We start from the raw sequence: 12,329 nt of genomic DNA on the forward strand, positions 1-12,329 counted from the left end.
ATGTTTGAAGCAGCACCGATCAAAAAAGTCTCGGTGGTCATTCCCGTTTTTAATGAACAGGAAAGCCTGCCAGAGCTAATCAGACGTACCAGTGCCGCCTGCGAAAAATTGGGCAAAGACTATGAGATTCTGCTAATCGATGACGGCAGCAGCGACAACTCCGCGCAGTTGATGATGGACGCGTCTCAGGCACCGAACAGCCATATTGTCTCTATTTTACTGAATCGAAATTACGGGCAACACTCGGCGATTATGGCCGGTTTCAGTCATGTCACCGGCGACTTGATCATCACGCTGGATGCCGATTTGCAAAACCCGCCGGAGGAGATCCCCCGACTGGTTGCCACCGCAGATGAAGGCTTCGATGTGGTGGGTACGGTACGTCAGAACCGCCAGGACAGCGTATTTCGTAAGACCGCCTCGCGCATGATCAACCATCTTATTCAGCGCACCACCGGTAAAGCGATGGGCGACTATGGTTGCATGCTACGCGCCTATCGCCGTCACATCGTCGATGCCATGCTGCATTGCCAGGAGCGCAGCACCTTTATCCCGATTCTGGCCAATATTTTTGCCCGTCGCGCCACCGAAATCCCGGTACATCATGCAGAGCGTGAATTTGGTGACTCTAAATACAGCTTCATGCGTCTGATCAACCTGATGTATGACCTGGTGACCTGTCTGACCACCACGCCGCTTCGTATGTTGAGCCTGTTGGGCAGCGTGATTGCCGCCACCGGCTTTACCTTATCCGTTGTGCTTGTTGTTCTGCGCCTGACGCTCGGCCCACAGTGGGCCGCGGAAGGGGTATTCATGCTGTTTGCCGTCCTGTTTACCTTTATCGGCGCACAGTTTATTGGCATGGGTTTACTCGGCGAATATATCGGTCGCATCTATAACGATGTCCGCGCCCGCCCCCGCTATTTTGTTCAACACGTTATTCGCCCACAAACCACACAGTCAAACGAGGAAAACCGCGCATGAAAACCGTCGTATTTGCCTATCACGATATGGGATGTCAGGGTGTCCAGGCTTTGTTAGATGCAGGTTATGAAATCGCTGCAATTTTTACACACACCGACAACCCGGGTGAAAAAGCGTTTTTTGGATCTGTTTCCCGCCTGGCGGCCAGCGCTGGTATTCCGGTTTACGCCCCGGACGAGGTCAATCATCCCCTGTGGATTGAGCGCATTAGCCAACTGGCGCCAGATGTCATCTTCTCATTCTACTATCGTCATTTACTGAGTGATGAGATCCTCAGTCTTGCGCCTAAGGGGGCATTTAATCTGCACGGTTCGCTGCTGCCGAAATACCGTGGTCGCGCGCCTCTGAACTGGGTATTGGTTAATGGCGAAACCGAAACCGGCGTCACGCTTCACCGCATGGTCAAACGCGCGGATGCGGGTGCCATAGTTGCCCAGCAGCGCGTTGCTATTTCGCCGGAAGACGTGGCGTTAACGCTGCACCATAAATTGTGCCAGGCTGCGCGTCAGTTGCTGGAACAAACGCTGCCTGCGATTAAAACGGGAGATTATGCAGAACGCCCCCAACAGGAAGCAGAAGCCACCTGCTTTGGTCGCCGTACGCCGGAAGATAGCCTCCTCGACTGGAACAAGCCAGCCGCAGAGCTGCATAACCAGGTTCGCGCCGTCAGCGATCCGTGGCCGGGCGCATTTAGCTACGTCGGCACGCAAAAGTTCACCGTCTGGACATCTCGGGTTTGCACAAACGATTTTGCGGCCCAACCGGGCACCGTCGTCTCCGTATCCCCTTTGCTGATCGCCTGTGCTGATGGCGCACTGGAGATTATTACCGGACAAGCTGGCGATGGTATTGCAATGCAGGGGTCACAACTGGCGCAGGTTCTGGGCCTGGTACCAGGTTCTCGTCTGAACAGCCAGTCAGTTACCGCCAGCAAACGTCGTACTCGTGTGCTAATCCTCGGCGTTAACGGCTTCATTGGTAACCATCTGACCGAGCGCCTGCTGCAAGAAGATAATTATGAAGTATATGGACTCGATATTGGTAGCGACGCCATTGGGCGTTTTCTGCAACATCCGCGATTCCATTTCGTCGAAGGTGACATCAGCATTCACTCCGAATGGATTGAGTATCATGTGAAAAAATGCGACGTCGTGCTGCCGCTGGTGGCGATCGCAACGCCAATCGAATATACCCGCAACCCGCTGCGCGTGTTTGAGCTCGATTTCGAAGAGAACCTGAAAATCATTCGCTACTGCGTGAAATACCATAAGCGCATTATTTTCCCGTCAACCTCCGAAGTCTACGGCATGTGTACCGATAACGTCTTCGATGAGGACAGCTCGAATCTGATCGTCGGCCCGGTGAATAAACCGCGCTGGATCTACTCTGTTTCTAAGCAGTTGCTGGATCGCGTTATCTGGGCGTACGGCGAAAAAGAGGGATTACGCTTCACCCTGTTCCGCCCGTTTAACTGGATGGGGCCGCGTCTGGACAGCCTTAACGCCGCGCGTATCGGCAGCTCACGCGCCATCACCCAGTTGATCCTCAATCTGGTGGAAGGGTCACCGATCAAGCTGATTGAAGGCGGCAAGCAGAAACGCTGCTTTACCGACATTCGCGATGGTATCGAAGCCCTGTACCGCATCATTGAAAACGAAGGCGGACGCTGCGACGGCGAGATTATCAACATCGGTAACCCGGAGAACGAAGCGAGTATTCAGGAACTGGCAGAAATGCTGCTTTCCTGCTTTGAAAAACATCCATTGCGTAACCACTTCCCGCCGTTTGCCGGTTTCCGCGACGTCGAAAGCAGTACCTACTATGGTAAAGGTTATCAGGACGTTGAGCATCGTAAGCCCAATATTCGCAACGCAAAACGCTGCCTGAACTGGGAACCTGGCATTGAGATGCAGGAAACGGTAGAAGATACGCTGGACTTCTTCTTACGCAGCGTGGATATCACGGAACACACATCATGACCAAAGTCGGCTTGCGCATTGATGTCGATACGTTCAGGGGGACGCGCGAAGGCGTGCCCCGCCTGCTGGAGACATTGAACCGACATCGCGTCCGGGCAAGTTTTTTCTTTAGCGTTGGACCTGACAACATGGGGCGCCATCTCTGGCGTCTTGTGAAGCCACAATTTCTGTGGAAGATGCTGCGCTCAAACGCGGCATCACTCTACGGATGGGATATTTTGCTGGCGGGAACCGCATGGCCGGGTAAAGAAATCGGCCAGGCTAATGCGGCGATCATTGCACAAACCGCCCTGCTTCATGAAACCGGTTTGCATGCCTGGGATCACCATGCCTGGCAGGCGCGAAGCGGAAACTGGAATGATAAACAGTTAATTGATGATATTTCACGAGGCATATCCGCCCTTGAAGCCATCATCGGACAGCCTGTCACCTGTTCTGCGGTTGCCGGATGGCGTGCCGACAACCGCGTCATCCATGCCAAAGAAACGTTCCATTTGCGCTATAACAGCGACTGTCGGGGAACATCGTTATTCCGTCCTGTGCTGGCGTCCGGGAAAACAGGTACACCGCAAATTCCCGTCACATTACCAACATGGGATGAAGTGGTTGGTCAGGAGGTCCAGGCGGTGGACTTCAACTCTTATATTCTCTCCCACATCCAGATGAGCAGAGGAACACCGGTGTACACCATTCATGCGGAAGTTGAAGGCATCGCCTTTCATCAGGATTTTGACGAGTTGCTTACTCGTGCCGCAGACATGGGGATCACATTTTGCCCGCTCGGTGACCTGTTACCAGACGATATTAATACGCTGCCAACAGGACAGATCGTGCGCGGCAAAATTCCCGGCAGAGAGGGGTGGCTCGGCTGCCAACAACCGGTGAGTGTGACACAATGAAATCTGCTGCCCGCTACACTCTGGCGTTCATCGCTTTTATTGCGCTGTATTTTATTCTTCCCATCAACAGTCGCCTGCTCTGGCAGCCAGATGAGACGCGCTATGCCGAAATCAGCCGGGAAATGCTGACCTCTGGCGACTGGATCGTTCCTCACTTTTTAGGGCTGCGTTATTTTGAAAAACCGATTGCCGGATACTGGTTAAACAGCATCGGGCAATGGTTGTTTGGCGCCAATAATTTTGGCGTCAGAGCGGGGGCCATTTTTGCCACCTTGCTGACGGCGCTACTGGTAGCCTGGCTTGCCATGCGGTTATGGCAGGATAAGCGTACCGCCGTACTCTCATCAGTTATCTTTTTAACGTTTTTTTTGGTATACAGCATCGGCACCTACGCGGTACTTGATCCTATCATCGCGCTCTGGCTGATGGCGGGCATGTGTTGTTTTTGGCAGGGGATGCAGGCCACCACCAGAACGCGCAAAATGACTGCCTTTTTGCTGTTAGGGTTAACCTGCGGCATGGGCGTAATGACCAAGGGTTTCCTGGCGCTTGCCGTTCCGGTGCTCAGCGTACTGCCGTGGGTTTTCGCACAAAAGCGCTGGAAAGATCTCATACTCTACGGTCTGCTGGCGGTCGTCGGCTGCGTCGTGATTGTGCTGCCGTGGGGAATAGCGATTGCCCGGCGTGAGCCGGATTTCTGGCATTATTTCTTCTGGGTCGAACACATTCAACGCTTCGCGCAGGATGATGCTCAACACAAGGCTCCAGTCTGGTACTACATCCCGATATTTGTAGCGGGCGCATTACCGTGGCTCGGGCTGCTTCCCGGCGCACTGCGTACGGGCTGGCGTGAGCGAGATGTTCCGCGCAGCACACTGTACCTGCTAAGCTGGATTATCATGCCAATCCTTTTTTTCAGCATCGCGAAAGGAAAATTGCCAACCTATATTCTTTCCTGCTTCGCGCCGCTGGCGATATTGATGGCGCGTTTCGGCCTACAGGCCGCGGAAAAAGGCTCAGCCGCGCTGCGCGTCAATGGCTGGATCAACGTTCTGTTCGGTGTGACCGGGATTGTCGCCACGTTTATTGTTTCCACGCTGGGCCCGTTAAAGACGCCGGTCTGGTCGCATATAGAAACGTATAAGGTGTTTTGTGCGTGGGGTATTTTTATCGTCTGGACGCTGTTCGGCTGGTATACGCTAAATAACCGCGAGAAGAACTGGCCATTCGCAGCGCTGTGCCCATTGGGACTGGCACTGCTGTTTGGCTTTTCCATTCCTGACCGGGTGATGGAATCTAAACAGCCACAGTTTTTTGTCGAGATGACCAAAGAGTCGCTGGACTCGAGCCGTTATATTCTCACCGATAGCGTTGGCGTCGCCGCGGGGCTGGCCTGGAGCCTGAAGCGTGACGACATCATGATGTACGGACAAACGGGCGAGTTAAAATATGGCCTTAACTACCCGGATGCCCAGGGGCGTTTTGTCAGTCGGGAAGACTTTGCCGACTGGTTAGCGCAACATCGTCAGCAAGGAAACATTACGCTCGTGCTCTCGATTGATAAGGATGAAGATATTAATCAACTTGCCATCCCTCCCGCTGATTACATTGATAATCAGGGGCGTCTGGTCCTGATTCAGTATCGACCCAAATGATCTGGATAGCCTTAGTTCTCGCCAGCATACTCAGCGTCTGCGGCCAGTTATGCCAGAAGCAGGCGACCCGACCGGTGTCCGCACGAGCGCGAAAACGTCATATTTCGCAATGGATTGGGCTTGCTCTGGCAAGTCTCGGTCTGGCCATGCTGCTCTGGCTCGCGGTACTGCAGAACATTCCTGTCGGCATCGCCTACCCCATGCTGAGTCTTAACTTTGTCTGGGTGACGCTGGCCGCATGGAAAATCTGGCGTGAACCCGTCACCACGCGCCACTGGCTGGGGGTTGGGCTCATCATCACCGGCATCTTTATTCTTGGGAGTGCGGTGTAATGGGCATATTTTGGGGATTATGTAGCGTTATTATCACCTCCGCCGCCCAGTTGAGTCTCGGCTTCGCGATGGATAATCTGCCGCCAATGCTGCGGCCGCAGGAATTCATCACAGCCGTATTTTCTCTTAGCATCGGGGCGTTTGCTCTGTATGCCGGGCTGGCCGGCTATTTACTGTCGGTTATTTGTTGGCATAAAGCCCTGCACCAGCTCGCACTGAGCAAAGCTTATGCTCTGCTCAGCCTGAGCTATGTGCTGGTGTGGGTTGCATCCATGATTCTGCCCGGCTGGCAGGGAACATTTTCATTGAAGGCACTTGCCGGAGTGCTGTGCATCATGGCGGGGCTAATGACGATTTTTCTGCCTTCACATCAGCGCCAGCAGCCCTGAGACTATTTATCTTCGGACAGTCGTAACACGCGTTCCCATTCGTCGCAAATATACTGTCTGGCATCAATTATCTTAATCATCCGGGATAAATCGCGATTAATACAATACTGCGCGTCTTTTAAGGGAGAAAGGAGATCTCCGGGCTTAACCCGCTCAGAAGATTGCGCCTCGGCAAGCATCTTTAACGAACCGCCGCTATCACAAAGCACAACATAGAGCCTCCTTGCTTTTTTGTGACAGCAAGTCTTCTTCACATGCCATTCCATAGCGCACCTTTTGCTAATGAATTTCACACAAGGTTACACATTAGCAGATAAACAAAAGGACAATGGCTACGCAACGGCGAAAGTGAGAAATGTAATTACTGTTTTCTTAATGTTAACAATGAAGCAGTTACCCAATCCGACAGCGCGCGGCGAGAGATTTTAATCCCTCCAGCTTTGAGTTCGGGAGGCAACGTCAACCAACACACCGGTTGTTGAAAGCGAGCTAGCTTATCTTTAACCCACTCTGCCAGATTGGTTTCTCCAGCGTTGGCGTCATACTCAATGACCGCCACCGGGCGATGACCAAACTCTTTGTCTTCTATCGGCACAATAAAGGCTTGCAGAACATGCGGATGCGCTGCAATTACGCGTTCCACCTCTTCCGGCTGAATGCCTTCCCCGCCGCTAAAGAACAGATTGTCCATACGACCGACAATGGTCAACTTGCCGTCCTTCAACACGCCGCGATCGCGGGTCGCAAACCAGCCTTCCGCGTTCACTAAAGGAATAAGCTTACCGTTACGCCAGTAACCTTGCGCCATGCTGGCGGCACGCAGCCAGACTTCATCATTAACGATTCTGACTTCTCTGCCTACCAGCGGGGAACCCACATCCGCCTGACCATCCGCCTCTTTCGCGCAGACCGTAGAAGCAAACTCCGTCAAACCGTAACCGCACCAGCAGCGAATCCCCTGCTCGCGCGCCTGTTCCGTTAATTCAACAGGAATTGCCGCACCGCCCAGCAGTACCGCTTTGAGCGTGACCGGCCTGTTGTTGACCAGCAAGCGCCACAACTGCGTAGGCACCAGCGAAGCGTGGGTGCACCCAGCCAACATGTGCTCAAGCGGCTGCTTGTCGCGCACGGTCATTCGCGCCCCGGCAAACAACCAGCGCCACAATATGCCCTGACCGGAAACATGAAACAGCGGCAGTGAGAGTAGCCAGTCATCTTCAGCGCCAAACGGCATTAACGACAGCACGCCCTGCGCGCTCGCCAGATGCGCCTGACAGGTATGCACCGCCGCCTTCGGCAATCCGGTAGAACCAGAGGTTAACGTCATCGTGCTCAAACGTTCGGGTAACCACGCGGCGGCATGCGTGCCTGGCACTACCTGCATCTGCAACGGACTGAGCCCTGAAAGTGCGTTAGCGGCTTCCAGATCGAGCGCAAAACGCAGCGTTAAGTCCGGGACCAGCGCATCTAGCAGCGGCTGGGGCAACTGTGGATTCACAGGTAAAACCCGCGCCCCACATTGCAGCAATGCCAGCCAGGCCAGCAAAGCCCGCGGATGGTTCCAGGCACGAAGCAGGACACCATCGCCTTCTTCCACGCCCTGAGCGGCAAAACCGCAGGCCAGATGGTCAACGCGCGTGCAGAGCTCGCTCCAGTTTAATACCTCATCGTTGAGGCGCAGGGCTGGCGCCTTCGCACGCACTTGTCGCCAGTGGCGCCACGGCCAGTCACCCGGTTGTATCAGGCCCGATAAGCTCACGCTATCGGGCATGTCCTGCTGGGTCATAGCAGACGTTCCAGCGCTTCAACGTCAATACACGGCAACGCGCTACCCGGCCAGGTGCGTACCTGCTGGCACTGCATCAGACTCAGGGTATCCAGACCTGGAATGGTCTGCGGCGTCAGCCAGGCGGCAATTCGCGCCAGCTGAGTTAAGCCCAGGCTCGACTCGATCGACGAGCTAATAACAGCGGTGAGACCAAGCGCATGCGCCGCTGCCACCTGTTCGCGTACTTTATCGAGACTGCCCGTCAGCGTAGGTTTGATAACCACAGCCTTGACGCCCTCTTCGGCTTCGAAGGTGAAATCCGCTTCACGCAGACTTTCATCCCAGGCGATGGCAATACCAGTTTCACGCGCAAACGCACGGGAGTCATCGCGGGTTTTGCACGGTTCTTCGAGGAAAGCGATGCGGCCGCGATACTCCGGATTAACGTATTTTGCAAACTGCTGGGCTTTCAACGGCGTCCAGGCTCGGTTGGCGTCAAGACGCAAATGCAGCTCTGGGATAGCCTCAAGCAGCAGGTTGGCTACCATACCGTCGCGAACCGCTTCATACAGTCCGACCTTGATCTTCGCCACTTTTTCACCTGGCATATCCGCCAGTTGCAGTACCAGATCGTCAGGATCGCCCGTACACAGCGGTGCAGCACGGTAATCTGCGTCCTGTGGCAATGCGCCGGCCAGTTCGGCCAACGCACAGCTTGCGCCAAAGGCGACCGAAGGCAGTTGCGGTAAAGAGGCATCGCCTTGCAGCCAGCCTTTGACCCAGACCAGCAGTTCGGTTTGCGCCTCTTCCCAGCTTTCCTGACTAAAGCCCGGCAGTGGGGAGATCTCTCCCCACCCTTCGCGCTCGCCGTCACGAAGACAAACGTACAGCCCGTCACGCGTTTTTAACCGCCTGTCGCGCAGAATCACCCCCGCGTCCATGGGGATCTGCCAGCGGTATACCTGCGCGCTACGCATTACGGATTCCGTTTGAATTTGCTGAAATCAGGCTGACGTTTCTGGTTAAAGGCGTTACGACCTTCCTGACCTTCTTCCGTCATGTAGAACAGCATAGTGGCGTTACCCGCCAGCTCCTGCAGACCAGCCTGACCATCGCAGTCAGCGTTCAGCGCGGCTTTCAGGCAGCGCAGCGCCATTGGGCTGTTTTGCAGCATTTCGCGACACCAGCGTACGGTCTCTTTTTCCAGATCCGCCAGTGGAACCACGGTGTTGACCAGGCCCATATCCAGCGCTTGTTTTGCATCGTACTGACGGCACAGGAACCAGATTTCACGCGCTTTTTTCTGACCGACGATGCGCGCCATGTAGGAAGCGCCCCAACCGCCGTCGAAAGAACCGACTTTCGGACCGGTCTGACCAAAGATGGCGTTTTCAGCCGCAATGGTCAGGTCGCACATCATATGCAGCACATGCCCGCCGCCGATGGAAAAACCGGCAACCATCGCCACTACCGGTTTCGGACAGGTACGAATCTGACGCTGGAAGTCCAGTACGTTCAGGTGATGCACACCGGAATCATCCTGGTATCCGCCGTAGTCGCCACGCACTTTCTGATCGCCACCTGCGCAAAACGCTTTGTCGCCCGCACCAGTCAGAATAATCACGCCGATGTTGTCATCATAGCGGGCGTCCGCCAGCGCCTGGATCATCTCTTTCACGGTAACCGGACGGAAGGCATTGCGTACCTGCGGACGATTAATGGTGATTTTTGCGATACCGTCGGTGGATTTCTCATAAAGAATATCGGTGTAGCCTTCAGAGCAATCGTGCCATTCTACCGGTGCGTAAAGCATTGTTTCATCAGGATAGATCATAAAATGTCCTATAGTCAGCGACGCAGAATCTGAGCCAGACAGTCCACCACGCCAGCGGGATTATCCCGATGCGCGTTGTGTCCGGCATTACGAATCACATGGTTTGGTACTGATATTTCCGCCGCTAAAGCGCGGAATTTATCGTCACGTTCACCACATAAATAATAAAACGGAAATGTGCGCGTATGGAGTTGCGCACGTAAATCAGGTTGTACGGCAAGCGAGGTTGCCTCAAGCATTGCCGCCAGCGTATGCCCATTATTCTGGCTACGCAGAGCGACCAGCGCCTCTCTTTGCGCCGCATTCAGCGAGGAAAAAACTGGTTGTTGGTACCAGTCATTAAACACCTCGCGCAGCGGCTCAGCGCGAAAACGCGCGGCCCAGCGACCGTCCGAGAGACAACGCTGCACACGCGCCTCCTCGCTTTGCAAGCCAGGATGTCCACCTTCAACCACCAGACCACACAGTCCCGGCATCTCCTGACAGGCTGCCATCATCGCGACTCTGCCGCCAAGAGAGTATCCTACCAGCCAGTAGTTAAGTATGTTGTAACTAAGCAGAGTATTATGCAGCAAAGCGTTTACGTCATCGAATCCGCTCACGCTAATGTCAGCGGACCCGCCGTGTCCTGGCAGGTCGATGTACAGCCGCGAATAATTCTGAAACGCTTCGCCAACCGTCTGCCATTCGCGATAATCGCCGGAAAAACCGTGCAGGAAAACCAGCCAGGGAAATCCTGGCTGGCCCTCGTTTGCCTGCGCGTGCAGGATCATAGATGGCTTACCTGCGCCAGCAGTTGCTGCAGGGTTTGCGCCCCGTCAGTTTCATTTACCACCAGCTCAATCACCGTTGCCGCCGGAGTACGCCAGGCGTTATTCAACGCGCTCTCCAGTTGCTCCCAGTTTTCCGGACGCTGGTATTTAAGGTCAAACATGGCGGCAGCATGCTCAAAATGCACGTTCTGCGGCATCAGGTAGAACCGTTCACGTTCGCTTGCCGGCGTCGGCAGCAGGGAGAAGATCTGCCCGCCGTTATTGTTGACCACTATCAGGACAAACGGCGCGGATACCTGGCGCAATAACGCCAGGGCATTGAGGTCATACAACGCAGATAAATCGCCGACGATAGCCAGCGTCGATTTTGCGCTGGCGCGCTGTACGCCTGCAGCCGTTGACAACAGACCGTCGATACCGCTCGCGCCGCGGTTGCTATAGACCGGGAAACCCGCCGGAAGCTGTGACAGCGCATCAATCAGACGCACCACCAGGCTGTTGCCCACGAACAGTTGTCCCTGCTCCGGCAGGTATTCGCGGATACGGTGGGCTAATTGCGCTTCACCAAACGCGTCGCGGCGGGCTTCTACCGCCTGCCAGGCCAGCTGCGCCAGGCGTGGGATTTCTACGCACCAGGGCTGACGTTTCTCCGCCGGATGCAGCTCCAGCCAGTCGCCAACCTTTGCTACCAACCTGCGCCCACGATGATGAGCCGGATCGAGGCGGCCTTCGAGATTATCGACAATCCAGTATTCCTGCGGATCACAGCTGGCCTGCCATTGCAGGAGTCGTTTTCCAGTCAGGCTACTGCCAAGCTGCACCACAATCTGCGCCTGCTGTAATTCAGTTACCGCTTTCGCATTCCCGAGCCACAGGTCGGCGCACGGCAACGGCTGTCCGGTTTGCGACAGAACATCGCCAATCAACGGCCAGCCTAGCATCTGCGCCCATTGCGCAACCTTCTTGCCCTCTTCGGCACTCATGCGACCTGCAATCACGACGCCGCGTTTTTGTCGCCAGAAAAACCAGTCACGTTGTTTGTCGCTTTCCAGCCGACGCGCTTCACGCAGCCAGGGTTTATCGTCCTGCCACCAGTCGCCAAGGCGCTGCTGCCAGGCAATCCCCGTTTCGTCCATATCGCCATACAGCGGTTCCGCAAACGGACAATTAATATGAACCGCCCCGCTATGCAGCGCAGCTAAGGCGTTATCAATGGTGGACACCAGCCAGCTCGCCGGGATGTCCTGGGTCGGGCGCGGTAAGGAGAGCGTTTGCGATGGATGCGAGGCAAACATTCCGGCCTGACGAATCGCCTGGTTAGCGCCGCAGTCGATAAGTTCAGGCGGTCGGTCAGCGGTAAGTAAAATCAGTTTTTCACCGGTCAGGCCCGCTTCGATCAACGCGGGATACAAATTCGCCACCGCCGTACCGGACGTCACAATCACGGCGACAGGCTGCCGGCTGACTTTTGCCAGACCTAAAGCCAGATGCCCAAGACCGCGCTCATCAAAATGAGTATGGTGGATAAAAGCCGGGTTTTCCGCTGCCGCCAGCGTCAACGGTGTAGAACGAGAGCCAGGGGCAATGCAGACATGCCTGACGCCGTGGCGAGTGAGTGCTTCCAGAATGACCGCCGCCCAGCGTCGGTTAAATGCGCTTACTGACATGAGATTGTCCGGTATCAATATTGCGACACAGTATAAAGAATCGAATAAA

General features: G+C 55.1%; 12 protein-coding genes. 6 read left to right on the top strand and 6 right to left on the bottom strand.

Annotated elements, in window-relative coordinates; all coding sequences use genetic code 11:
- The 6 genes from arnC to LA337_15715 are packed head-to-tail and all read left to right on the top strand — an operon-like array spanning window position 1 to window position 6,238.
- Window positions 1-984 (top strand): undecaprenyl-phosphate 4-deoxy-4-formamido-L-arabinose transferase, encoded by a 984-nt coding sequence (gene arnC, locus LA337_15690; GenBank protein ID UBI14621.1) that lies wholly within the window; start codon window positions 1-3, stop codon window positions 982-984.
- The gene (arnA, locus tag LA337_15695; GenBank protein ID UBI14622.1) at window positions 981-2,963 is read left to right on the top strand and encodes a bifunctional UDP-4-amino-4-deoxy-L-arabinose formyltransferase/UDP-glucuronic acid oxidase ArnA; all 1,983 of its coding nucleotides are present in this window, start codon (window positions 981-983) and stop codon (window positions 2,961-2,963) included. Before arnC ends, arnA begins: the two co-directional genes overlap by 4 nt.
- Entirely contained in the window at window positions 2,960-3,862 is a 903-nt protein-coding gene (locus LA337_15700; protein ID UBI14623.1) for a 4-deoxy-4-formamido-L-arabinose-phosphoundecaprenol deformylase, read from the top strand. Before arnA ends, LA337_15700 begins: the two co-directional genes overlap by 4 nt.
- Window positions 3,859-5,517, top strand: a complete 1,659-nt coding sequence (gene arnT / locus LA337_15705; protein ID UBI14624.1) for a lipid IV(A) 4-amino-4-deoxy-L-arabinosyltransferase — start codon at window positions 3,859-3,861, stop codon at window positions 5,515-5,517. The genes LA337_15700 and arnT overlap by 4 nt, the downstream gene beginning before the upstream one ends.
- The gene (gene arnE, locus LA337_15710; protein UBI14625.1) at window positions 5,514-5,849 is read left to right on the top strand and encodes a 4-amino-4-deoxy-L-arabinose-phosphoundecaprenol flippase subunit ArnE; all 336 of its coding nucleotides are present in this window, start codon (window positions 5,514-5,516) and stop codon (window positions 5,847-5,849) included. The genes arnT and arnE overlap by 4 nt, the downstream gene beginning before the upstream one ends.
- Window positions 5,849-6,238, top strand: a complete 390-nt coding sequence (locus LA337_15715; GenBank protein UBI14626.1) for a 4-amino-4-deoxy-L-arabinose-phospho-UDP flippase — start codon at window positions 5,849-5,851, stop codon at window positions 6,236-6,238. Before arnE ends, LA337_15715 begins: the two co-directional genes overlap by 1 nt.
- Window positions 6,239-6,240: 2 nt before the next feature.
- Here the strand turns inward: LA337_15715 and pmrD are convergent, their stop codons facing one another.
- The 6 genes from pmrD to menD form a co-directional block, all read right to left on the bottom strand.
- Complete coding sequence (pmrD, locus tag LA337_15720; protein ID UBI14627.1) at window positions 6,241-6,504, bottom strand: signal transduction protein PmrD; 264 nt, start codon at window positions 6,502-6,504, stop codon at window positions 6,241-6,243.
- Between the two features lie 95 nt (window positions 6,505-6,599).
- Window positions 6,600-8,024, bottom strand: coding sequence for an o-succinylbenzoate--CoA ligase (gene menE, locus LA337_15725; protein ID UBI14628.1), 1,425 nt, complete (start codon window positions 8,022-8,024; stop codon window positions 6,600-6,602).
- The gene (gene menC, locus LA337_15730) at window positions 8,021-8,983 is read right to left on the bottom strand and encodes an o-succinylbenzoate synthase (protein UBI14629.1); all 963 of its coding nucleotides are present in this window, start codon (window positions 8,981-8,983) and stop codon (window positions 8,021-8,023) included. The genes menE and menC overlap by 4 nt, the downstream gene beginning before the upstream one ends.
- Window positions 8,983-9,840 carry a 1,4-dihydroxy-2-naphthoyl-CoA synthase gene (gene menB, locus LA337_15735; GenBank protein ID UBI14630.1) on the bottom strand — a complete coding sequence of 286 codons (858 nt, stop codon included), beginning with the start codon at window positions 9,838-9,840 and terminating at the stop codon, window positions 8,983-8,985. Before menB ends, menC begins: the two co-directional genes overlap by 1 nt.
- A 14-nt stretch (window positions 9,841-9,854) precedes the next feature.
- On the bottom strand, window positions 9,855-10,613 hold the full coding sequence (gene menH, locus LA337_15740) for a 2-succinyl-6-hydroxy-2,4-cyclohexadiene-1-carboxylate synthase (protein UBI14631.1): 759 nt from the start codon (window positions 10,611-10,613) through the stop codon (window positions 9,855-9,857).
- Window positions 10,610-12,280 carry a 2-succinyl-5-enolpyruvyl-6-hydroxy-3-cyclohexene-1-carboxylic-acid synthase gene (gene menD, locus LA337_15745; protein ID UBI14632.1) on the bottom strand — a complete coding sequence of 557 codons (1,671 nt, stop codon included), beginning with the start codon at window positions 12,278-12,280 and terminating at the stop codon, window positions 10,610-10,612. The genes menH and menD overlap by 4 nt, the downstream gene beginning before the upstream one ends.
- Between the last annotated feature and the right edge of the window lie 49 nt (window positions 12,281-12,329).

The sequence above is a fragment of the Citrobacter europaeus genome, assembly GCA_020099315.1.
In the GTDB taxonomy this organism is placed as follows: Bacteria; Pseudomonadota; Gammaproteobacteria; order Enterobacterales; family Enterobacteriaceae; genus Citrobacter; species Citrobacter europaeus.